General features: G+C 70.3%; 22 protein-coding genes. 11 read left to right on the top strand and 11 right to left on the bottom strand.

The genetic code is table 11. The annotated features are described in order from the left end of the window. Positions 1–5 precede the first annotated feature (5 nt). Both JAV51_RS09000 and JAV51_RS08995 read left to right on the top strand, forming a co-directional pair. Positions 6–1,130 carry a VWA domain-containing protein gene (locus tag JAV51_RS09000; RefSeq protein WP_197320223.1) on the top strand — a complete coding sequence of 375 codons (1,125 nt, stop codon included), beginning with the start codon at positions 6–8 and terminating at the stop codon, positions 1,128–1,130. Beyond that, positions 1,123–2,247: an XdhC/CoxI family protein gene (locus JAV51_RS08995; RefSeq protein WP_197320222.1), complete on the top strand. Its 1,125-nt coding sequence runs from the start codon at positions 1,123–1,125 to the stop codon at positions 2,245–2,247. Before JAV51_RS09000 ends, JAV51_RS08995 begins: the two co-directional genes overlap by 8 nt. Positions 2,248–2,251: 4 nt before the next feature. Here the strand turns inward: JAV51_RS08995 and JAV51_RS08990 are convergent, their stop codons facing one another. Then, positions 2,252–2,749 (bottom strand): pyridoxamine 5'-phosphate oxidase family protein, encoded by a 498-nt coding sequence (locus tag JAV51_RS08990; RefSeq protein WP_197320221.1) that lies wholly within the window; start codon positions 2,747–2,749, stop codon positions 2,252–2,254. Between the two features lie 328 nt (positions 2,750–3,077). Here JAV51_RS08990 and JAV51_RS08985 point away from each other — a divergent pair, with 328 nt between their 5' ends. The 5 genes from JAV51_RS08985 to JAV51_RS08965 all read left to right on the top strand — a co-directional run bounded on the left by JAV51_RS08985 (position 3,078) and on the right by JAV51_RS08965 (position 9,032). Continuing rightward, positions 3,078–3,614: a (2Fe-2S)-binding protein gene (locus tag JAV51_RS08985; RefSeq protein ID WP_197320220.1), complete on the top strand. Its 537-nt coding sequence runs from the start codon at positions 3,078–3,080 to the stop codon at positions 3,612–3,614. A 2-nt stretch (positions 3,615–3,616) separates the two neighbouring features. Further along, positions 3,617–6,058 carry a xanthine dehydrogenase family protein molybdopterin-binding subunit gene (locus tag JAV51_RS08980; RefSeq protein ID WP_197320219.1) on the top strand — a complete coding sequence of 814 codons (2,442 nt, stop codon included), beginning with the start codon at positions 3,617–3,619 and terminating at the stop codon, positions 6,056–6,058. Further along, a complete protein-coding gene (locus tag JAV51_RS08975; protein WP_197320218.1) occupies positions 6,055–6,909 on the top strand; it encodes a xanthine dehydrogenase family protein subunit M in 855 nt (284 codons plus the stop codon). Before JAV51_RS08980 ends, JAV51_RS08975 begins: the two co-directional genes overlap by 4 nt. A 138-nt stretch (positions 6,910–7,047) precedes the next feature. Next, entirely contained in the window at positions 7,048–7,833 is a 786-nt protein-coding gene (locus JAV51_RS08970; protein WP_197320217.1) for an SRPBCC family protein, read from the top strand. A gap of 125 nt (positions 7,834–7,958) precedes the next feature. Beyond that, positions 7,959–9,032, top strand: a complete 1,074-nt coding sequence (locus JAV51_RS08965; RefSeq protein WP_197320216.1) for an NAD(P)-binding domain-containing protein — start codon at positions 7,959–7,961, stop codon at positions 9,030–9,032. Positions 9,033–9,128: 96 nt separating this feature from the next. Here JAV51_RS08965 and JAV51_RS08960 read toward each other — a convergent pair whose 3' ends face one another. Further along, positions 9,129–9,332: a DUF5957 family protein gene (locus tag JAV51_RS08960; RefSeq protein ID WP_197320215.1), complete on the bottom strand. Its 204-nt coding sequence runs from the start codon at positions 9,330–9,332 to the stop codon at positions 9,129–9,131. Between the two features lie 152 nt (positions 9,333–9,484). Between JAV51_RS08960 and JAV51_RS08955 the strand changes: the two genes are divergently transcribed. Next, complete coding sequence (locus JAV51_RS08955) at positions 9,485–10,609, top strand: sensor histidine kinase (protein ID WP_197320214.1); 1,125 nt, start codon at positions 9,485–9,487, stop codon at positions 10,607–10,609. Next, a complete protein-coding gene (locus JAV51_RS08950) occupies positions 10,609–11,298 on the top strand; it encodes a response regulator transcription factor (protein ID WP_197320213.1) in 690 nt (229 codons plus the stop codon). The genes JAV51_RS08955 and JAV51_RS08950 overlap by 1 nt, the downstream gene beginning before the upstream one ends. On the opposite strand, the gene JAV51_RS08945 is transcribed toward JAV51_RS08950, so the two are convergent. Beyond that, positions 11,264–11,689, bottom strand: coding sequence for a DUF6098 family protein (locus JAV51_RS08945; protein WP_231641716.1), 426 nt, complete (start codon positions 11,687–11,689; stop codon positions 11,264–11,266). The two genes, JAV51_RS08950 and JAV51_RS08945, sit on opposite strands and share 35 nt — an antisense overlap. A 248-nt stretch (positions 11,690–11,937) precedes the next feature. On the opposite strand from JAV51_RS08945, the gene JAV51_RS08940 reads away from it, so the two are divergent. Both JAV51_RS08940 and JAV51_RS08935 read left to right on the top strand, forming a co-directional pair. After that, entirely contained in the window at positions 11,938–12,432 is a 495-nt protein-coding gene (locus JAV51_RS08940) for a hypothetical protein (RefSeq protein ID WP_197320212.1), read from the top strand. Positions 12,433–12,443: 11 nt separating this feature from the next. Beyond that, positions 12,444–13,073, top strand: a complete 630-nt coding sequence (locus JAV51_RS08935) for a class F sortase (RefSeq protein WP_197320211.1) — start codon at positions 12,444–12,446, stop codon at positions 13,071–13,073. Positions 13,074–13,088: 15 nt separating this feature from the next. Here the strand turns inward: JAV51_RS08935 and JAV51_RS08930 are convergent, their stop codons facing one another. From JAV51_RS08930 to JAV51_RS08895, 8 genes are read right to left on the bottom strand one after another with little or no spacing between them, the layout of a single operon-like run. Then, positions 13,089–14,099: an ABC transporter ATP-binding protein gene (locus JAV51_RS08930; protein WP_197320210.1), complete on the bottom strand. Its 1,011-nt coding sequence runs from the start codon at positions 14,097–14,099 to the stop codon at positions 13,089–13,091. Beyond that, entirely contained in the window at positions 14,071–15,057 is a 987-nt protein-coding gene (locus JAV51_RS08925; protein ID WP_197320209.1) for an ABC transporter ATP-binding protein, read from the bottom strand. The genes JAV51_RS08930 and JAV51_RS08925 overlap by 29 nt, the downstream gene beginning before the upstream one ends. Beyond that, positions 15,054–15,908: an ABC transporter permease gene (locus JAV51_RS08920; RefSeq protein ID WP_197320208.1), complete on the bottom strand. Its 855-nt coding sequence runs from the start codon at positions 15,906–15,908 to the stop codon at positions 15,054–15,056. Before JAV51_RS08920 ends, JAV51_RS08925 begins: the two co-directional genes overlap by 4 nt. Continuing rightward, on the bottom strand, positions 15,905–16,831 hold the full coding sequence (locus tag JAV51_RS08915) for an ABC transporter permease (RefSeq protein ID WP_197320207.1): 927 nt from the start codon (positions 16,829–16,831) through the stop codon (positions 15,905–15,907). Before JAV51_RS08915 ends, JAV51_RS08920 begins: the two co-directional genes overlap by 4 nt. Next, a complete protein-coding gene (locus JAV51_RS08910) occupies positions 16,828–17,889 on the bottom strand; it encodes a LacI family DNA-binding transcriptional regulator (protein WP_197320206.1) in 1,062 nt (353 codons plus the stop codon). Before JAV51_RS08910 ends, JAV51_RS08915 begins: the two co-directional genes overlap by 4 nt. An 11-nt stretch (positions 17,890–17,900) precedes the next feature. Next, complete coding sequence (locus JAV51_RS08905) at positions 17,901–19,418, bottom strand: ABC transporter substrate-binding protein (RefSeq protein WP_197320205.1); 1,518 nt, start codon at positions 19,416–19,418, stop codon at positions 17,901–17,903. A gap of 15 nt (positions 19,419–19,433) precedes the next feature. Beyond that, positions 19,434–19,769, bottom strand: coding sequence for a hypothetical protein (locus JAV51_RS08900; RefSeq protein ID WP_197320204.1), 336 nt, complete (start codon positions 19,767–19,769; stop codon positions 19,434–19,436). Positions 19,770–19,775: 6 nt separating this feature from the next. Further along, positions 19,776–20,741, bottom strand: a complete 966-nt coding sequence (locus JAV51_RS08895; RefSeq protein WP_197320203.1) for a DUF6772 family protein — start codon at positions 20,739–20,741, stop codon at positions 19,776–19,778. Positions 20,742–20,963: the final 222 nt, after the last annotated feature.

Genomic DNA, 20,963 nt, shown 5'->3' with positions numbered 1-20,963 from the left:
GTGGCATGGACACGCGGGCTCCGCTCGACGCCGACCCACTCTCGGGGCTGGTCGGGTTCGCCGCCGCGCTGCGGGAGGCGGGGGTGCGCTGCGATGCGCACCGCGTGCAGGCCTACCTGGACGCCGTGGCCCACGTCGACGTCGCCGAGCCCCGCCAGCTCTACTGGGCGGGCCGACTCGCGCTGTGTTCCGATCCCGACGACCTGCCGCGCTACGACGAGGCGTTCGCGGCGTGGTTCCGCGACGAGCCGCCCGTGCGGCGGCGCAACACCGTGCCGGTGTCGACGCAACCGCGGATCGCGGCGCTGCTGCAGGGGCCGTCGGACACCGGGGAGAGCGACGGCACCGGCGAGAAGCTCAGCGTCGCCGCGAGCGACGCCGAGGTGCTGCGGCACCGCGACCTCGCCGAGCTCACCAAGGAGGAGCGCCGTCACCTGCGGGAGCTGCTGGACACGCTGCGTCCCGAGCCCGCGCGTCGCCCGTCGTTGCGTCACCACACCGCCCGCCGGGGCAGGCTGGACGCGCGACGCACCTTGCGCGCGATGCTCGCCGACGGTGGCGAACCGCTCCGGCTCGTCCGTTCCCGGCGGCGCACCCGCCCTCGCCGGACGGTGCTGCTGATCGACGTGTCGGGTTCGATGAAGCCCTACGCCGACTCGCTGCTGCGCTTCGCGCACGTCGTGGTGCGGGCGGCGCCGTCCGACGTGGAGGTCTTCACGTTGGGCACGCGGCTGACCCGCGTGTCACGGCAGTTGCGGCAACGCGACCCGGAACGGGCCATGCTCGACGCGGCGGGCGCGGTGGCCGACTTCGCCGGAGGCACGCGTCTCGGCGAGACGCTGCGCGTGTTCCTCGACCGGTGGGGACAGCGCGGCATGGCCCGGCGAGCCACGGTCGTGGTCTTCTCCGACGGTTGGGAACGCGGCGACACCCGGCTGCTCGGCGAGTCGGCGGCGCGGCTGCGTCGGCTCGCCCACCGGGTGCTGTGGGTCAACCCGCACGCCGGACACGAGGGCTACGAACCCGTGCAGTCGGGCATCGCCGCCGTGCTGCCGCACATCGACCGGCTGCTCGCGGGACACAGCCTGGCCACGTTGGAACGACTGCTGAGGGAGATCGCACATGCATGACGTGCTGGACGAGCTCCACCGCCGGTGGGAGGCGGGGGAGACCGTGGGAGTCGGGACCGTGGTCGCCACCTTCTCGTCGGCGCCACGCGCGCCGGGGGCCGCCATGCTGGTGGGACCCGAGGGCGACGTGGTCGGCAGCGTGTCAGGCGGCTGTGTCGAGGGCGCGGTGTACGAGCTGGCGCAACAGGTCGTCGAGACCGGGACGCCCGTGCTGCAGCGCTACGGCGTGAGCGACGACGACGCGTTCGCCGTGGGACTCACGTGCGGGGGCATCATCGACATCTTCGTCGAGCGGGTCGACCGCGAGTCGATGCCGGAGCTGCCCGACCTCGTGGCCTCGGTGCGCGACGGCGTCCCGGTCGCGGTCGCGACGATCGTGGAGCACACCGACCCGGCGTTGTTGGGCAGGCGGATGCTGGTCTGGCAGGACCGTGTCGAGGGTGGGTTCGGCTCGGAGCGCATCGACGACGCTGTCGTGGACGACGCGCGGGGACTGCTCGCCACCGGCCGGTCGGGGACGCTGCACTACGGCCCGGAGGGGCAGCGGCGTGGCGAGGGCATGGCGGTGTTCGTCAACGCGTTCGAGCCGCCGCCGAGGATGCTCGTGTTCGGCGCGATCGACTTCGCCGCCGCGATGGCGCGCATGGGGTCCTACCTCGGCTACGAGGTCACCGTGTGCGACGCCCGGCCGGTGTTCGCGACGAAGAGCCGGTTCCCCGATGCCGACCAGGTGGTGGTCGACTGGCCGCACCGCTACCTGACGGCCGAGGTCGAGGCGGGCCGCATCGACCCGCGGACCGTGATCACGGTGCTCACCCACGACCCGAAGTTCGACGTGCCGGTGCTGCAGGTGGCGTTGCGGCTCGACGTCGCCTACGTCGGGGCGATGGGATCGCGGCGCACGCACGAGGACCGGCTCCGTCGCCTGCGGGAGGCGGGCATGACCGACGCCGAGCTGAAGCGGCTGGCCTCGCCGATCGGCCTCGACCTCGGTGCGCGGACCCCGGAGGAGACCGCCGTGTCGATCGCCGCGGAGATCATCGCGTTGAAGTGGGGCGGTGGCGGACGGCGGTTGTCCGACGTCGACGGCCGCATCCACGCCGAGCATCACCGCTGACAATTCAGCCGGCGGTGGTCGAGTGCTCGTGCTTGCGCCGGACGAGGTCCTCCACCGCCTTCGGCAGGGTCGTCTCGAAGTCCAGCGCCCGGGCCCAGACCGGGGTGACCTCGATCTTCGCCATGCGTTCGTAGAGGGCCCTGACCTCTCGCTCGAACGCTTGCCACTGCGCGGGCTCCCCCGTCTTGCGGTTGGCCCACAGGTACTCGTCCGGGACGCCGTCGACGATCTCGATCCGGGCCGTGCCCCGCAACAGCAGCGCGCGGGGCGTCTCGGTGTCGATGGTCAGGGCGACGCGGGGGTCGGCGCGCAGCGCGGCGACCTTCGCCGCGGTGGGCACCGTGCAGATCACGACGCGGGTGCCGTCCCAGTGGAAACCGACCGGGACCACGCGGGGGAACCCGTCGGGTCCGTTGTAGGCGAGGCGCGCCAGCGGTGTGGTCCGCAGCAGCTCCTGCGCGATCGGGGTGTCGAGTTCTCGCCGGAGAGTGTCGTCGGACATGGTCACTCCTGAGTCGTCGTCCCTCCCGACGCTAGGCCGCCGAGTGGCCCGGGGAAAGCGGATCGCCGACATCGCGGCCGGTCGTCACGGGGCTCCGCTCGTCACCGGCGGTGCCTCACCCGACAGGGTGAGCGGAGCCGGGCGTCGCGCGCTTGCGTCGGCAGGTGACCTCCCGAACGAGGGACCACCGCTCGTCGCCGCGGCGCCAGGGGTTGTCGTCGCCGCAGCGACGTAGCAGGGTTGCGTGTGAGGCCGATCACGCGATGATCGGCTGAGGCCGTTCCACCCGCGGCCCGCTCCGGCGGGTCGAGCCAGCACAGGAGGCCCCATGCGCATCACCGTCACCGTCGACGGAACCCGCTACACCGACGAGGTCGAGCCGCGCACGTTACTGGTCCATTACCTGCGCAACCAGCTCGGCAAGGTCGGCACCGTGGTGGGGTGCGACACCAGCAACTGCGGTGCGTGCACCGTGCATCTGAACGGGCAGAGCGTGAAGTCCTGCTCGGTCCTCGCCGTCCAGGCCGACGGCGGCGAGGTCACGACCATCGAGGGGCTCGCGCGCGACGGCGAGCTGCACCCGGTCCAGCAGGCGTTCCAGGACAACCACGCACTGCAGTGCGGGTTCTGCACGCCCGGGATGATCATGCAGTCCCTCGACCTGCTCTCCGAGAACCCCGAGCCCGACGAGCAGGCGGTGCGTGAGGGGCTCGAAGGCAACCTCTGTCGCTGTACCGGATACCAGAACATCGTGCGCGCGGTGCGGGACGCGGCCGAGCGCATGCGTCCCGGAGCGGGGCCGGAGGCCGAGCGCGTCGGTGAGGCCACCGGGACCGCCGCGACCATGGGCGGAGGTGCGGAGTAACCATGACCGCCACGATGGAACCGGAGATCGGCAAGGCCCGCCGCCGCAAGGAGGACGCGCGGCTGATCACCGGCCGGACCCGTTGGACCGACAACATCACCCTGCCCGGGCTCGTGCACTTCGCGGTGTTGCGCAGCACCGTGGCGCACGCCCGCATCACGAACATCGACACCTCGGCGGCCAAGGAGATGCCGGGCGTCATCGCCGTGTACACCGCCGACGACCTCGACCCCGAGGGCGCGATCGGTATGCCGTGCGCGTGGCCGATCACCCCTGACATGAAGTGGCCGCGCCGGCCGGTGCTCGCGCAGGGCGTCGTGAACTACGCGGGCGAGGGCGTCGCCGTGGTGGTGGCTCGCAGCGCCGCCGAAGCACAGGACGCGCTCGCCGAGATCGACGTCGACTACGAGGAGCTGCCCGTCGTCCTGGGCCTGGAGAACGCCATCGCCGAGGGGGCGCCGCTCGTCCACGAGGAGCTGGGCACCAACCGCAGTGCGGTGTGGACGTTCGACTCCGCCGAGGCCGGGTCGGGCGACGACGTGGAACGGGCCATCACCGACTCCGAGGTGGTGCTGCGCAAGCGTTTCCGCCAGCAGCGGCTCATCCCGGCGTTCATGGAACCGCGGTCGGTGGTGGTGGACCCGACGGCCGCGCAACTCACCATGTGGTCGGCCACGCAGATCCCCCACATCACCAAGACGATGGCCGCGCTGACCCTCGGCATCCCCGAGCATCAGCTCCGCGTCATCGCCCCCGATGTGGGTGGGGGCTTCGGTGGCAAGCTCGCCGTGATCCCGGAGGAGTTCATCGCGCTGCTCGTGGCGCGCAAGCTCGGTCGGCCGGTCAAGTGGACCGAGTCGCGGTCGGAGTCGATGGTGGCCGCCCACCACGGTCGCGACCAGATCCAGGACATCACGCTCGGCGCCACCCGGGACGGCCGGTTGACCGGGCTGAAGGTGGAACTGCTCGCCGACATGGGCGCCTACCTGAGCCTGGTCGGTCCCGGCGTGCCGATCCTCGGCGCGTTCATGTTCAACGCGATCTACAAGATTCCGGCGTACCGCTTCACGTGCACGAACGTGTTCACCAACACCACGGTCACCGACGCCTACCGCGGCGCCGGACGGCCGGAGGCGACGTTCGGGATCGAACGCATGATGGACGAGCTCGCCGCCGAGCTGGGCATGGACCCGATCGAGCTGCGGGAGAAGAACTGGATCACCCACGACGAGTTCCCGTACACGACGGTGGCGGGGCTGACCTACGACTCGGGCAACTACGAGGCCGCCACCGAGAAGGCGCTGGAGCTCTTCGACTACGAGGGGCTGCGCCGGGAGCAGCGGGAGCGGCGGGAACGCGGTGACTCCGTGCAGCTCGGCATCGGCGTCTCCACGTTCACGGAGATGTGCGGCCTCGCTCCGTCCCGGGTGCTGGGCTCGCTCGACTACGCCGCGGGTGGCTGGGAGCACGCCTCGATCCGCATGCTGCCCACCGGCAAGGTCGAGGTGATCACGGGCACGTCCGCCCACGGCCAGGGACACGAGACGGCCTGGAGCCAGATCGTGGCCGACAAGCTCGGTGTTCCCTTCGAGGACGTCGAGATCCTGCACGGCGACACCCAGTCGTCGCACAAGGGCATGGACACCTACGGCTCGCGGTCGCTGGTCGTCGGGGGCATCGCGGTGGTGAAGGCCGCCGAGAAGGTGCTGGACAAGGCGCGACGAGTCGCCGCGCACATGATGGAGTGCTCCGAGGACGACGTGGAGTTCTCGTCGGGCACCTTCAACGTCAAGGGCACCGGCCGCTCCACCAGCATCCAGGACATCGCACTCGCGGTGTTCGCGGCTCACGACCTGCCGGACGGTGTGGAGCCGTCGCTGGACTCCGAGGCCACCTTCGACCCGGAGAACTTCTCGTTCCCCCACGGCACGCACCTGTGCGCCGTGGAGGTCGACACCGAGACCGGGCAGGTCAAGATCCGCAAGTACGTGTGCGTGGATGACGTCGGCGCGGTGGTCAACCCGTTGATCGTCGAGGGTCAGATCCACGGTGGCCTGGCCCAGGGCATCGCGCAGGCGTTGTTCGAGGACGCGGCGTTCGACGAGGGCGGCACGCTGATGTCGGGGACGTTCGCCGACTACCTGCTGCCGTCCGCGGCCGACCTGCCGTCGTTCGTCACCGACCGCACCGAGACACCGTCCACCACCAACCCGCTCGGGGTGAAGGGCGTCGGCGAGGCGGGCACGATCGCTTCCACGCCCGCCGTGGTGAACGCCGTCGTGGACGCCGTGCGGCACTACGGAGTGGACGACATCGAGATGCCGTGCACTCCGATGCGGGTGTGGCGAGCCATCCACACCGGCGAGCGGGCCGCCGGTGGCCTGGGCACGGAGGCCGGAGGCGGCCTCGGATCGATGGACCCCGACAACGGAGGTGCACAGTGATTCCGGCTCCCTTCGACTACGTGGCGCCGTCCACGGTGGACGAGGCCATTCGGGCGCTGTCCGAGGCGGGTGAGGACGCGAAGCTCATCGCGGGTGGGCAAAGCCTGCTGCCCGTGCTGCGGCTGCGCATGGCCGCCCCGACCACGCTCATCGACCTCGGTCGGATCAGCGAGCTGCGCGGCGTCCGCGACGACGGCGACGCCATCGTGATCGGGGCGACGACCACCCACCACGAGGTGATGCGCGACCCGTTGATCGCCGACCATGCGGAACTGCTCGCCAAGGCGACCGCGACGGTGGCCGATCCGCAGGTGCGCCACCGCGGCACCTTCGGCGGGTCGCTTGCCCACGCCGACCCGGCGGGCGATCTGCTGGCGCCCACCCTGGCGTTGGACGCCGAAATGGTGGTCCGGGGCATGGACGGCACGCGCACCGTGCCCGCGGCGGAGTTCTTCTCGGACTTCTTCACCACCGCGCTCGCCCCCGACGAGATCCTCGTCGAGGTCCGGGTGCCCAAGCACACCGCTTGGCGGGCGCACTACGAGAAGTTCAACCGCGTGGCGCAGGCGTGGTCGATCGTGGCCGTCGCCGCCACCGTGCGGACCGAGGGCGGCACCATCGCCGAGGCCCGCATCGGACTCACCAACATGGCCTCGGTGCCCGTGCGCGCCCGGGCCGTCGAGGAGGCACTGGTGGGGCAACCCGCCACGGAGGAGGCCATCCGGGCCGCCGCCGAGCGTGCCGCCGAGGGGACGAGTCCCACGACCGACAGCAACGCCGACGCGGAGTATCGACAACACCTCGCGCGGGTACTCACCGGGCGGGCACTCACCACCGCAGTCACGGTCTGACGGACTGTGACGGCGGCCGCGTCCCCGAGACCACGTTCGGTAGTGATCACCGAGTTACAGTGGCCTCGGGGACGGCCTTGATGACGGTGGGGGACAAGGCCCAGGCACAGTCAAGATCGTGAGGAAGGAGGTCGGCCCGTGCGGCTCGACCACGAATTCACCGTTCCGGCACCCATCGACGAGGTGTGGAAGGCGGTGCTGGATGCCGAACGCGTCGCACCCTGCATGCCCGGAGCCACCCTGACCGCCGTGGAGGGGGACACGTTCAAGGGCACGGTGAAGGTCAAGCTCGGGCCGGTCTCCCTGCTCTACAAGGGCAAGGGCGAGTTCCTGGAGAAGAACGCCGAGGAGCGCAAGATCGTCATCAAGGCGTCCGGCAAGGACGCTCGCGGTGCGGGGACGGCGGCGGCGACGGTGACCGTCACGCTGACCGCCGAGGGCGGCACGACGAAGGGCGCGGTGGCCACCGACCTCAACGTCACCGGCAAGCCCGCGCAGTTCGGTCGCGGCATGATCTCCGAGGTCGGCGGCAAGATCCTCGACGACTTCGCCGGGAACCTGGCCGACATGCTCGGCGCCGCGGGTGGCGACGAGAAGACCACCGACTCCACGGCCGCCGCGAGCGCGTCGGAGACGGCGACGGCGGGCGCGACGACCGGAACCGCGGCGGGCTCGGCGGACAGCGGGTCCTCCACCGCCACGGCGGGTGCGACCACCGGTGGCCCGGCGTCCGGCACCGAGTCGTCGCAGCGGCCCAAGCTGGAGAGCGTGAAGCCCACGGCGTCGACTCCGAAGGAAGCCGAGCCGATCGACCTGTTCGACTACGCGGGCGCGTCGGTGGCCAAGCGCCTCGCACCCGTGCTCGCGGGCCTGGCGGCCCTCTTCGCGTTCCTGGCGGTTCGGAGGCTGCTCCGCCGCCGCTGACCGCCGACATCGTGTCCGCGGCCTGCGCACGCGTGTCCGCACGTCACGCACACGTGTCCGCAGGCCGCGGACGGATGTTCGACCTTTCGGGGAAGCCAGCCGCACTTCCCGGCGTTGCACTGGACATGCGGGCTGACCACGAGACCGACGTCGTCGTCATCGGTGCCGGACAGGCCGGACTGTCGGCCGCCCACTTCCTCGACCGCGCGCGCCGACGGGACGACCTCGACTTCGTGGTCCTCGACCACGGCAAACGCGCCGGAGGGGCGTGGCAGTACCGCTGGCCGACCCTGCGGATGGGGCGGGTCCACGGCGTCCGCGACCTCCCCGGGTTGCGGCTGGTCGACCTACCCGGTCACGACGATGCGAGCCGGCCCGCCGCCGAGGTGATGGCCGCCTACTTCGAACGCTACGAGCAGGTCTTCGACCTCCCCGTACGGCGACCGGTGAGCGTGCGGGCGGTGCGCCGCGTCTCCGACGGCCGGTTCCTGGTGGACGGCACGGGCGAGACGTGGCTCGCGCGCGGCGTGATCAATGCGACCGGCACCTGGGACAAGCCGTTCTGGCCGTACTACCCGGGACGGGAGACGTTCCTCGGTCGGCAACTGCACACCGCCGACTACACCGGACCCGAGTCGTTCGCGGGCGCCCACGTCGTGGTGGTCGGTGGGGGAACGTCGGCCGTGCAGCTCCTCGTCGAGATCGCCGAGGTCGCCGACGGCACCACGTGGGTGACCCGGCGCCCGCCGGTCTTCCACGAGGGCGAGTTCACCCCCGAGTACGGGCGTCAGGTGGTCGCGGAGGTCGACCGCCGGGTCCGGGAGGGCAAGCCGCCGGAGAGCGTGGTGGGCGTGACCGGGCTGACGCTGACCCCCGAGGTACGGGCGGCCCGGGACGCCGGTGTGCTGGTGCGGCAGCCGATGTTCGAGCGGATCACGCCTCACGGTGTGGTGTGGGCGGACGGCCGGGAGCAGCGGGCGGACGTCATCCTGTGGGCGACCGGATTTCGTGCCGCGCTCGACCACCTGGCGCCGTTGCACCTGAGGGAACCTGGCGGCGGGATTCGGATGGACGGCACCCGCGTGGTCGGGGTGCCGCGGTTGCATCTGGTGGGCTACGGCCCATCGGCGAGTACGGTCGGGGCGAGCCGCGCGGGGCGGGCGGCAGTACGGGAGCTGCTCGCCGAGCTGGGGGAGTGACCCGTCGTCGTGCGACGCCGACATGCGTACGCAGGGCGCCGACATGCGTGTGTAGGACGCGGGCACGCGTGCGTGGGGCGAGGACACGCCCGGGGATCAGCGGCGTCTGGCGTCGAGACACACCGCGAGCACGCCGCCGAGCAGGGCCGACACCTGAGGGCCGAAGCCGATGACGTACGTCCAGGGGGCCGCGACGCCGTCGTCGGAGGCGACGAGACGTCCGACGAGCTCGCCGAAGACGGCGAAACCCACGGCCAGGCCCACGAAGACCCCGAGGACGGCAACTCCGAGTGTGCGCATGCCGGAAACGTAGGAGAGCACGGCGGACTCGTCGTCCGTCAGAACGCGCGGTTCGGTCGGTCGCGATGTCGTCGGAAGGCGACGACGAACGCGGTGCGAAGTCGCCTGTGGACGACCGTGCGGGTTCCCCGGCGACCGCTACTCTCGACGACGTGAGCAGCTACGGCAAGCTGGACGACCGGGTCGTCGACGCGGTGCTCGCCGTCGCGGTGTCCGTGGTGGTGGGCGTGGCCATCGCCGCCGACCTCGGCGGGACCCGGAGTCCGGACGCCGTCGCCTTTCTCTTCGCACTGGGGCTCGGCGCGCTCATGTTCGTCCGCCGGTACTACCCGGTGCTGACGCTGGCGGCCACCGTCGCGGGCATCATCGCCTACTACCTCGCGGACTATCCGCCGATCGGGCTCGCGATCCCGGTGGCGGCGGCGCTGTACTCGGCCGCCGAGGCGGGCCGGACCCGCGTCGCGGTGGGGGTGGCCGCCGGGTTGTTGGTGGTGACGACGGGATTCCGGCTCGCCGAGGGGGACGACCCGGCCTACCTGTTCGGTTTCGAGTTCGCGTCCACCGTGGGCTTGATGGCCGCCGCGATCGCGTTGGGCGACGGCGTCCGGTCGCGGGCGCTGTTGGCCGCCGAACACGAGCGGCGCGAGCGACAGCGACGTGAGGCGGAACGAATGCACCTCGCGCGCGAGGTGCACGACGTGCTCGGGCACACCGTCACCGTCATCTCGATCCAGGCGAACGTGGCGGCGGAGGCCGTGGACGACGATCCCGAGGCGGTGCGGGCGGCACTCGGGGTGATCCGCGAGGCCGCCGATGGCGCGGTGCGGGAGCTGCGGGCGACGGTCGGGCTGCTCACCGCGCCGGACACCGACGACCCGTCGCGGTCGCCGGTGGGCAGTGTGCGTCACCTCGACGCGCTGGTGCGCGCGACGACGGACAGCGGCCTGCCCGTCGACCTCGACGTCGACGGAACCCCTGGACCTCTGCCGTCGGCGGTGGACGCGACCGCGTACCGCATCGTGCAGGAGGCGCTGGCCAACAGCCTGCGGCATGCGCAGGCCACGCGCGTGACGGTTCGGCTGAGTTACGCCGACGACCGACTGGAGATCAGCGTCGCCGACGACGGCCGCGGCTGGTCGGGGTCGGTCGAGGACGCGGGCGGCCGAGGACTGCGCGGGATGCGCGAGCGGGTGTCGCTGCTGGGCGGGACGCTGTCCGTCGATTCCGCTCCCGGTCGCGGGTTCCGCATCGACGCCGTTCTTCCCCTGGAGATGTGATGATCAACGTGGTGGTCGCCGACGACCAGCAGCTCGTGCGGGCCGGGTTGTGCTCGCTGCTCGACCGGGCGGACGACATCGCCGTGGTGGGAGAAGCCTCGGACGGGTCGAGCGCGGTGCACGCCGTCCACGCGCTGCGACCCGACGTCGTGCTGATGGACATCCGCATGCCGGGCATGGACGGGATCGAGGCGACGCGGCGCATCACGGCCGATCCGGCGCTGCGTTCGGTGCGGGTGGTCGTGCTGACCACGTTCGACACCGACGAGCACATCTTCGACGCGATCCGCGCGGGGGCGGCGGGTTTCCTGCTGAAGAACACCGCACCCGAGGACCTGCGGGCGGCGGTGCGCACGGTGACCGACGGGGAGGCGTTGCTGTCGCCGTCGGTCACTCGACGCGTGCTCGCGGCGGTGGCGGCCGACAGCGGCACGGTGCGACCGCGCTTGCTCGACGCGCTCACCGAGCGGGAGCGAGAGGTGCTCGAACAGGTTGCCGCGGGCTTGTCGAACGCGGAGATCGGCGCGGCGCTGCATCTGAGCCCGGCGACGGCGCGTACGTACGTGAGCAGACTGCTTGCCAAGCTCGGCGCGCGTGACCGCGCGCAGCTCGTGCACCTGGCCTACGAGTCCGGGTTGGTGCGACCGGGCCGCGTCACCGGTCGCGGTGAGTCGCCGCGCCCGCGTTGAGCCGCGACTGGTAGCGCTCGCGGGCCTCGTCGACGAGTTCCGGCGCGAGCCACGCGACCGGCTGGATGTCCACGAGCAAGGGCTCGTTGTCGGGGCCGAAGTCCACCTGACGTCCCGACAACACCCAGGGGCGTGCTCCTTCGTCGAGTTCGCGGAGGTACTGGCACACCCGTCGAGCGAGCCAGTCCTCCAGCGGCAACGTCCACCAGCCTGGGGCTTCGAGCGGGTTGGCGGACACCCCGGGCATGGTCAGCCCGCTCTCGTGGTCGTTGCTGGAGTGCCGCGCGTCCGACTCGGGGCCGGGTGAGTAGCGCAGGTAGGGGGCGTCGCCGGAGTCGACCAGCTCCGCCAACTGCGCCAGGGTGCGCACGGTCCGCATGTCCGTCGCCATTCCGACAGCAGTACCCCCGGCTCGGGGCCGCAATCGTGCCACGGCCGGGCGACCACGCTGTCGGTAGAAAGTGGACAGTGATGGGTCCCTCCGGTGCACACCACGTCACTCACGTGGTGGTTTCGCCGCGCGGCAAGGATTGCCGATCACGCCGACTGCGCAACCTGTAGCCACACGGGCGCGGAGCGTACTCGTGCAGCGCACCGTTTTCGAGATCGACATCCAGTACTCCAAGGAGAACCTTGACCATGGCAATCCGCAAGGGCGCAGTCGTCACCGCCATCGCGATCGGCGCCGCACTGGCCGTCACCGGTACCACCAACGCCTCCACCGACGAGGACTGCACGACGTCGGTGTCGTGGTCGGACGAGTGCGCCGAGTACGAGCTCACCAGCAGCGAGGGTGAGCACGACAAGGAGTGGGACAAGGACCACGACAAGGACTGGGACCACGGCAAGGGTCACGACGACGACTGGGACAAGGACAAGGACAAGGACAAGGACTGGGACAAGGGCAAGGACAAGGACCACGACGACGACTGGGACAAGGACCACGACAAGGACTGGGACAAGGGCAAGGACCACGACAAGGACTGGGACAAGGACCACGGCAAGGGGCACGACAAGGACAAGGACCACGACAAGGGCCACGACAAGGACAAGAAGCACCACAAGAAGCAGGTGCACAAGAAGCCGCACGGTGGTGTCGAGACCGGTGACGGCTCGCTGGCGGCTCTGCTCTGACCTGGTCCGCGATGCGTGACGTGACGTCTCGCCGTTCCCGCCCGTCGGTTCTCCGGCTGGCGGGAGCGGCGGCGTTGGCGCTGCTGTTCCTGCTCGCCGGTTGCACCGGGGCGAACGAGATTCCCGGGCATGCCGAAGCGGTGGTGGAGCAGGTCGAGGCCGCCGACGTCGAGAACTTCCTGCCCCCGGCGCCGCCGTCGGGGCTGCGCATCCCGAGCCTCAGGGTGTCCACGGACACGTTCGTGGGGCTGGGTCTCACGCCCGACAACACCATGGAGGTGCCCGAGGGGGCGGAGGCCGTCGGGTGGTACGTCGAGTCACCCACCCCCGGCGAGCGCGGTCCCTCGGTGCTCGCCGCTCACGTCGACTGGCAGAACCAGAAGGGCGTGTTCTTCGACCTCCGCAATCTCGAAGTCGGGGCCGACGTGATCATCGACCGCGCCGACGGCACGAGTGTGTTGTTCCGGGTCGTCGACGTCGAGCAGTACCCGAAGGACAGCTTCCCCACCGAGCGGGTGTACGGCGATACCGAGGGCGCCGAGCTGCGGCTCATCACCTGCGGTGGCGATTTCGACCGGTCGCAGGCGAGCTACCGCGACAACGTCGTCGCCTACGCGACGATGGTGGACGCGAAGCTCTGACTCCCGCCCACCTCCTCATCCCGCTGCGGAGACGTCGGACACCTCCGCCGGGAAGTGACAGGCGACCGGATGATCGGTGTCGCGGTCGACGAGTTCCGGCTCGTCGACCCGGCACCGATCCTGCGCTTTCCAGCACCGCGGATGGAACCGGCACCCGCCGGGCGGACGCAGCGGGGAGGGGACGTCCCCGCTCAACACGATCTCGTCGGTCGCCGTGGCTCGCCAGTCCTCCAGGCTCGGTGCCGCCGACAACAGCGCCTGGGTGTAGGGGTGTGCGGGACGTTCGTAGAGGTCGGCCACCTCGCCGGTCTCCACGATCGTGCCCAGGTGCATCACCGCGACCCGGTCGGCGAAGTGCCGGACCACGCCGAGGTCGTGGGTGATGAACAGGTAGGCGACCCCGAGTTCGCGTTGCAGGTCGGCGAGCAGGTTCAGGATCTGCGCCTGGATCGACACGTCGAGCGCCGACACCGCCTCGTCGCACACGATCAGCCGCGGTTTCACCGACAACGCCCGCGCGATGGAGATGCGTTGCCGCTGACCGCCGGAGAACTGGTGTGGGTAGCGCCGCGCGTGGCCGGGGTTCAGCCCGACGCGTTCCAGCAGCGCCGCCACCTCGGCGTCCCAGTCCTCGCGCGCGACGAGGCCCGGGTGGATGCGCCACGCCTCGCTGAGCAACTCGTACACCGTCATGGTGGGGTTGAGCGAGGCGTACGGGTCCTGGAAGACGAGTTGGACGTCCCGGCGCAGGCGCTTCCGCTCGGCGGCCGACAGCGTCCGGACGTCGCGTCCGTCCACGCGCACCTCTCCGGCGAACGGCTCCAGCAGCCCGACCACGCTGCGGGCCACGGTCGACTTGCCGCAGCCCGACTCGCCGACCAGACACACGGTCTCCCCGGGATGCACGGTCAGGTCGACCCCGGCGACGGCGCGCACTTCCCGACGCCGACCCCAGGCCCCCTGTCGTTGCCGGTAGCCCGCGACGAGATCGACCAGCTCAAGCACGGGTTGCGAGTGGCTCGTCATGGGTGACCACCTCCTCCGCGAAGTGACAAGCGCTCGTGCGGCCGGGCGACACGGTGCGCAGTTCGGGTTCCTCGGTGCGACAACGGTCCTGCGCGAACGGACACCGTGGGTGGAAGGCGCAGCCGCTGGGCGGCGAGGTGATGTCCGGCGGGTAGCCGTCGATGGGGCGGACCGTGCGCTGCGCGTCACGGGCCGAAGGGCTGGCCGCCATGAGCCCTCGCGTGTAGGGGTGGGCGGGTGCGCTGAACACGTCGGCGACCGTGCCCGCCTCCACGGCTCGGCCCGCGTACATCACGACGACCGATCGGGCCGTGCGAGCGACCACCCCGAGGTCGTGACTGATGACGACGAGGGCGAGCCCGTCCTCCTGGCGTCGCCGCAGCAACCGCAGGATCTGGGCTTGCACGGTGACGTCCAGCGCGGTGGTCGGCTCGTCGGCGATGAGCAGCCGGGGCCGCAACGCCATGGCCATCGCGATCATGACGCGTTGCCGCATCCCGCCGGAGAACTCGTGCGGGTAGTTGCTCGCACGGGCCGCGGCGTCCGGGATGCCGACCTCGGCCATCGCCTCGACGGCCCGCTGCCGTGCCTCGCGCCGGTCGAGGCCGCGACGCCGGCGGAACACCTCGGCGATCTGGTAGCCGACGGTCAACGACGGGTTCAGCGCGCTCAGCGGGTCCTGGAAGATGATGGCCATCTCCTCGCCGCGCAGTTGCCGTAGCTCCTCGTCGGTGCACGACAGCAGGTCGCGGCCGTCGAAGGAGATGCGGCCCGCGGTCACACGAGCCTGTGGGGGCAGCAGCCCGAGCACCGCGAGCGAGCTGAGACTCTTCCCGCTGCCCGACTCGCCCACGATCGCGAGGGCCTCCCCGGCCTCGACCGCGAACGACACTCCCCGTACCGCCGCGACGTCGCCGAACGAGACGGCGAGGTCGGACACCTCCAGTAGCGTGCTCATCGGATCACCGCCGTGGTCGTGTGTCGGTTCTTCGGGCTCGTCGGGTCGGTGCTGTCGTGGAACGCGTCGCCGAGCACACCGACGCAGATCACCACCAGGGTCAACGCCACTCCGGGCACCGTGGCGATCCACCAGGCCGAGTCGAGGTAGTCCCGCCCGTTGGCGATGGTCGAACCCCACGACGCCTGGTCGAGGGGAACGCCGAGCCCGAGGAACGACAGCGCCGCCTCGGCGACCATCGTCAGGCCCACCTGCATCGTGGCGGCCACCACGAGCGGCTGGACACAGGACGGGAAGACGTAGCGGGCCATGATCCGTACGTCGCTCGCGCCCATCACCCTGGCCGAGTCGACGAACTCGCGATTGCGCGCGGCCAGTGCCGACCCGCGCACCACCCGCGCGAAGATCACCCACCGGGTCACCGCGAGCGCGATGATGACGTTGAGCAGGCTCGGGCCGAGCACTCCCGCCACGAGGATGGCGAGCAGGATGCTCGGGAAGGCGAGTTGCATGTCACCGAGGCGCGAGATGACGGTGTCGAGCCAGCCTCCGTAGTAGCCCGCCACCAGACCGAGCACCAGGCCGATCAGCCCGCCGACGACGACCACGGTGAGCGCCACGAGCAGCGAGACGCGGGAGCCCGCGACGAACTGCGCGAACACGTCGCGGCCGTCCTGGTCGGTGCCGAGGAGAGCGAACCCGCCGTCGGACAGGGTGCTTCCCGGGGGAAGCAGGCGATCGGTGACGTGGGTCGCCACGCCGTCGTAGGGGACGAGCAGGGGGCCGAACACCGCGAGCAGCGCGAACAACACCAGCACTCCGCCCGCGATCCTGGCAGCCGTGGACCTCATACGGTCTCCAAGGTGATTCTGGGGTCGAGCTGGAAGTACAGGACGTCGACCAGCAAGTTGAGTCCGATGTAGAACACGGCGATCAGCAGGATCGCCGCCTCCGCCACCGCGTAGTCGCGGTGGACGATCGAGTCGATCAGCAACGAGCCGATGCCCTGCCAGGCGAAGACCTGCTCGATGATGACCGCGTCGGCGATGAAGTTGCCCATGACCAGGCCGAGGACGGTCACCACGGGGGTCAGGGTGTTGCGCAGGACGTGGACGTTGAACACCACCCGCTCGGGCAGGCCCTTCGACCGCGCGGTGCGGACGTACTCCTTGCCCAGCTCCTCCAACGTGCCGTTGCGGACGAGTCGGGCGAGCCAGCCGACGAACGGCAGCGCGAGCGTGAACGCGGGCAGGATCGCGCCCACCGGTGTGCCGTCGGCGGTACCCGGCAGGAGGTCGAGCATCCTGGCGAAGACGAGCACCAGCATGATGCCGACCCAGAACGACGGCAGCGCCTGGCCCGCCAGCGACAGGTACGAGACCAGCCGGTCGGCGAGTCGTCCGGTGTGGCGGGCGGCGTAGACGCCGAGCGGGAACCCGATGGCCACGGTCAACACCAGAGCCCAGCCCGCCAGGGTGAGCGTGGAGGGGAGCCGGTCGAGCACGTTCGACAGCGCGTCGCCGCCGAGCCGCCACGACTCCCCGAAGTCGAGGGTCAGTACCTCGCCGAGGTGGCGCACGTACTGGTCCCACAACGGATCGTTCAGGCCGAGTCGGTCGCGAGCCGCGTCGAGTTCCGCCGGGGTGGCCTGGGCCCCCAGCATCAGTGATGCGGGATCACCGGAGACGACGCGCAGCACCACGAAGACGATGGTGATCGCGCCGAAGAGGAGGAACACCGACTGTCCCAGCCGGCGTGCGATGTAAATGATCACGTCATTGTGCCCTTACTGGCTCGGCTGGATGCCCGCACGACGAGGTCGCACCGTTCGCGCCGCTTCTCCGCGGCGGTGTCGCCGTCACCCTTGATCCGCTGGAGCAGCAGATCGACGGCGGCGGTGCCGATCTCCGCGGCGGGCAGCCGCACGGTGGTCAGCCCCGGACTGAGGTAGGCGGAGAACGGGTGGTCGCCGAACCCGCCGACCAGCACGTCGTCGCCCACCCGCAGACCGGCCTCGGTCAGTGCGCGGTACACCCCGAGCGCGAAGTAGTCGTTGCCGACCATGACGGCGTCGGGGAGGTCGCCCCGGTCGACGATGTCCTGTGCCAGCCGGTAGGCGTCGGCGGGTTCCCACGGGAGGGCGAGCGACTCCCTGCGCCGGGTCGGGACCGAGATCACGGGGTCTCCGGACGACTCGATGCCCGCCTCGGCCAGTGCCTGACGAAAGCCCGCGCTGCGCTCCGCGACCGGCGAGATGGGGAGGTCTTCCTCCAGCAGACAGAGCGACCGCGCGCCACCCTCGATGAGATGGCGGGTGGCCTGGAGCGCGGCGTGGTGGTAGTCCACGCCCACGAAGTCGAGGTCGAGCGAGGGGAAGTCACGGTTGAGGCAGACCATCGGGACACCCGACTCGGACAGCCGGGCCCAGTGCTCGCCCTCGCCCTGGACGGGCACGACCAGCGCCCCGTCCACGCCCCACCGCAGCAACGTGTCCGCGGCGCGGCGGTCGACCTCCGGGCTTTCCTCCGTGACCAGCAGCATCAGCGAGTAGCCGTGGGTGCGGCCCCGCTGCTCGATGGTGCTGATCAGTTGGGCGTAGAACGGGTTCGACGGGTTGGTGATGACCAGGCCGAGGGTCATGGCCGAGCCGAGGACGAGGGACCGGGCCATCGAGTTCGGGACGTACCCGAGGCGCGCGGCCTCGGCCTTGATCCTCGCCCGGGTGTCCTCGCCGACGCTGTCCTTGTCGGCCAGTGCCCGGGAGACGGTGTTGACCGACACCCCGAGCGACTTGGCGATGTCCTTCAGCGTCACTCGCCGCGACTCGACCATGATTCTTCCCCTCAGTTCTCGAGCTTCACGCCACGCAGGTCCGGCTGATTGCTCGGAACGGGTTCGAACCCCTTGACCCCACTGCGTCGCGCGTAGGTGCTGACCAACGCAGCTGGGAAGATACCGACGGCGTCGTCCCAGATGATGCGGCACGCCTGGGCGTACAGCTCACCGCGCGTGACCTGGTCGGACTCCGTGTGCGCGCGGCGCAGGATCGTGTCGAGTTCCGGGTTGGCGTAGCCCATCCGGTCGGCCGCCGAGTCGTACAACCGGCCCAGGGTGAAGTCGGCGTCGCCCGTGGTGACCGTGTTGATCTGCAGGTCCATGTCGAAGTCCTTGTCGTTGAGGCGTTGCAGCCACTCGGCCTTCTCCACGTTCTGCGGCTCCACGACGACGCCGATCTTCGCCCAGTCCGAGATCATCGCCTGGGCGAGACCGTCGGCGAGCGGGCCCGTGCCCGAGAACCACATCAGCGAGGTGCGGAACCCGTCGCCGTAGCCCGCCGCGGCCAGCTCCCGTTTCGCCCCGTCCGGGTCGTACGGGTAGGGCTGCTGGGGAGCGTGTCCGAACACAGTGGACGGAATGGGTGCGGTCATCAGCTCCGCGCCCTGCCCGAACAGGCTCTCGACGATGGTCGCGACGTCCACGGCCTTCCACAGCGCCCTGCGCACGCGGGGGTCCGTGAACGGCTCGCGACCGCAGTTGAACCAGTTGAAGTAGTACGCCCAGCTCGGCACCGTGTCCAACGTGATGCCGTCGCGGCCGTCGAGCTGCCGGATCTGGTCGGGCGGCACCGGCCAGAGCACGTCCAGATCTCCGGTCCGCAACGCGGTGATCTGACTGGACGTCTCCGGGATGTGCGGCAGTGCCGCCCGTTCCAGGGTGGGCTTGCCGTCCCAGTAGTCCACCGCCGCCAGCTCCAGCGAGGAGGACGGGGTGAACGACTCGACCCGGAACGGGCCGCTGCCGACGGGCTTGCGGAAGAAGCCGTCGCTGTCCATCGCGTCCGCGGGGAGGATGAACAGCAGCGTGAGGTTCACCGGCAGCGTGCCCAGGGGTTCCTCGGTGACCACTCGCACGGTGTGGTCGTCCGTGGTCTCCACCTCGACGACCGACGTCCACAGCGCGGACTGTGCCGTCCCGGCGTCCCGGACCCGCTCCAGCGAGGCCTTGACGTCCTTCGCGGTGAGCGGGGTGCCGTCGTGGAACGTCACGTCGTCCCGCAGGGTGAGCACCCACGTCGTGGGAGTGGTCTGCTCCCACGACGTGGCGACGCTCGGCTTCAGCGTCTCGCCGTCACGCCGGACCAGCGTGTCGTAGATGAGCCTGCTCGCGAGCAGAGTGCTCTCGTCGACGCTGCTGGGACCGTGCGGGTCGAGGTCGTTGATCGGTTGGCTGAACGCCGCCCGCAACAGGCCCTCGGCCCCGGCCCGGGTGCCGCCTCCGAAACTGCAGGAGGCGAGGAACGCGCCGGCGAGACTCACGCTGCCGAGCTTGAGGAAGCTACGCCGGTCGAAGGGGGTCGTCATGGGATTCTCCGAGACTCACTCTTTGAGCGTGAGGTAGATCTGCACCTTCACCGATTCCCCCTCGCCCTCGACCGTCCCCTTGATGCGCAGCCACTGCCCGAACTCGCGCACCGGCCACGAGTGCAGCGTGGTGCCCTCGGTGACCTGCGTGGGCACCTCCGCGTCGCACCAGTGCAGACCGTCGGGCGAGATCTGGGTCGTGAGGCGCAACCGAGTGGTCGGCGTCGAGCTCTCCAGCACCTGCACGAACCACCGGGCCTCACCGGCCCAGGCGGCTTCGAACGGTTCGGTGGCGAAGTCGCCGTCGAGGACCCGGTAACGTTCGAGAACTGCTGTCTGCGTCTGTCGCATGAGGACCTACCAATCCACCGAGATGAGCACCGAGTCCAGGAACATGAAGTTGCGGACGTTGGTGTGCGTGCGGGTGCTGACGTAGAAGTTGAGCAGGTTGTCCAGTGAGTCGTAGCGCTCCGCGTACGCGGGCACGGGGATGTCGCGCATGTCGTAGACGCGGTCGTTGACCTGCAGCTCGACGTTGCGCTGCGCCTCGGTGTCGATCTGCCAACGCAGGTAGTGCCAGTTGACCTTGGTGGGGACCTCGTTGTAGCAGAACGACTGCGGTTCGCCGAAGGCTCGCCAGTCCTCGGGGTTCGGCGCGGTGAAGTCGTCCGTCGGGCCGAGGTGGGCCTTGCCCTCCAGGTGTTCCCGGGGCGTCGGTTCGGGCACCACCGGGTACATCCAGCGGCGGGTGAACCGGTTCTCCAGGTCGGTGTTCTGGTAGCGGATCACGTTGTGGTAGCGCACGCCCCGGTCGTCGCAGATGTCGGTGGCGATGGTGAAGGCGCCGAACTGCTGCTCCGAGGGGTGGATGTTGCCGTCCCACTCACCGGCTCCGGCCTGCTCGAAGGCGCGGTTCTCCTCCGACGACGCCTCGGCCTTGTAGGTGAAGTAGGTCTCGAACTGCACGAGCCCCTTCTTGGCCATCGTGAGCCTGCGGATCGCCACGCCGGTGTGTCCGGTGATCGGGCGCGTGGACACCTTGAGCGCGTAGGTGCCGGTCATCGCGCCGTGGGTGCCGGTGTCGAAGAAGGTGCAGGAACTGAGCTGCGGCGGGCGGAAGTCCTTCATGTGGGCGTCGACGGTGTCGAGGTCGCCCTTGCCGTCGTGGTTGCCGATCAGCTCGGTCCAGCCGTGGGTGCCGGAGTTGAACTGGTCGAAGACGAGGATGCGCGAAAGCGGGTTGTACCGCGACAACGCCGGATCGGCGTCGAGCATGGCCCGCCGCAGTTGAGCGGACAGGTCTGTGTCAGTGGTGTGGCCCAACGGTGTCAGCTCCTGGAGAAGTCGAAAAGACAGAGCGAAGGAGAGGATGAACGTTCACGTGAGCGATCATGTGTGGCGCCGAGGGGGACGCTAACCCGCCCGGGATCGAGAAGTCAACGGTGTGACGACAAGGAAAATCGAGGCTTGACGGCAGCGTGCACGCCACTTAGCGTTAGCGCTCCCGTTAACGTTCACTTCTACGGTGGCACCGCTGCGCGACGA

It is taken from the genome of Saccharomonospora sp. NB11, from assembly GCF_015910535.1.
In the GTDB taxonomy this organism is placed as follows: Bacteria; Actinomycetota; Actinomycetes; order Mycobacteriales; family Pseudonocardiaceae; genus Saccharomonospora.
The sequence above is the reverse complement of the archived record's forward strand: the minus strand, read 5'-3'. Positions and strand labels throughout refer to the sequence as shown.

Excerpts from the sequence above, each read along its gene's own strand:
- JAV51_RS08940 (WP_197320212.1), top strand. The coding sequence starts at position 11,938 with ATGGCAATCCGCAAGGGCGCAGTCGTCACCGCCATCGCGATCGGCGCC.
- JAV51_RS08995 (WP_197320222.1), top strand. The coding sequence starts at position 1,123 with ATGCATGACGTGCTGGACGAGCTCCACCGCCGGTGGGAGGCGGGGGAG.
- JAV51_RS08920 (WP_197320208.1), bottom strand. The coding sequence starts at position 15,908 with ATGAGGTCCACGGCTGCCAGGATCGCGGGCGGAGTGCTGGTGTTGTTC.
- JAV51_RS08985 (WP_197320220.1), top strand. The coding sequence starts at position 3,078 with ATGCGCATCACCGTCACCGTCGACGGAACCCGCTACACCGACGAGGTC.
- JAV51_RS08900 (WP_197320204.1), bottom strand. The coding sequence starts at position 19,769 with ATGCGACAGACGCAGACAGCAGTTCTCGAACGTTACCGGGTCCTCGAC.
- JAV51_RS08945 (WP_231641716.1), bottom strand. The coding sequence starts at position 11,689 with ATGGCGACGGACATGCGGACCGTGCGCACCCTGGCGCAGTTGGCGGAG.
- JAV51_RS08965 (WP_197320216.1), top strand. The coding sequence starts at position 7,959 with ATGCGGGCTGACCACGAGACCGACGTCGTCGTCATCGGTGCCGGACAG.
- JAV51_RS08905 (WP_197320205.1), bottom strand. The coding sequence starts at position 19,418 with ATGACGACCCCCTTCGACCGGCGTAGCTTCCTCAAGCTCGGCAGCGTG.
- JAV51_RS08980 (WP_197320219.1), top strand. The coding sequence starts at position 3,617 with ATGACCGCCACGATGGAACCGGAGATCGGCAAGGCCCGCCGCCGCAAG.
- JAV51_RS08930 (WP_197320210.1), bottom strand. The coding sequence starts at position 14,099 with ATGACGAGCCACTCGCAACCCGTGCTTGAGCTGGTCGATCTCGTCGCG.
- JAV51_RS09000 (WP_197320223.1), top strand. The coding sequence starts at position 6 with ATGGACACGCGGGCTCCGCTCGACGCCGACCCACTCTCGGGGCTGGTC.
- JAV51_RS08990 (WP_197320221.1), bottom strand. The coding sequence starts at position 2,749 with ATGTCCGACGACACTCTCCGGCGAGAACTCGACACCCCGATCGCGCAG.
- JAV51_RS08910 (WP_197320206.1), bottom strand. The coding sequence starts at position 17,889 with ATGGTCGAGTCGCGGCGAGTGACGCTGAAGGACATCGCCAAGTCGCTC.
- JAV51_RS08960 (WP_197320215.1), bottom strand. The coding sequence starts at position 9,332 with ATGCGCACACTCGGAGTTGCCGTCCTCGGGGTCTTCGTGGGCCTGGCC.
- JAV51_RS08950 (WP_197320213.1), top strand. The coding sequence starts at position 10,609 with ATGATCAACGTGGTGGTCGCCGACGACCAGCAGCTCGTGCGGGCCGGG.
- JAV51_RS08935 (WP_197320211.1), top strand. The coding sequence starts at position 12,444 with ATGCGTGACGTGACGTCTCGCCGTTCCCGCCCGTCGGTTCTCCGGCTG.
- JAV51_RS08925 (WP_197320209.1), bottom strand. The coding sequence starts at position 15,057 with ATGAGCACGCTACTGGAGGTGTCCGACCTCGCCGTCTCGTTCGGCGAC.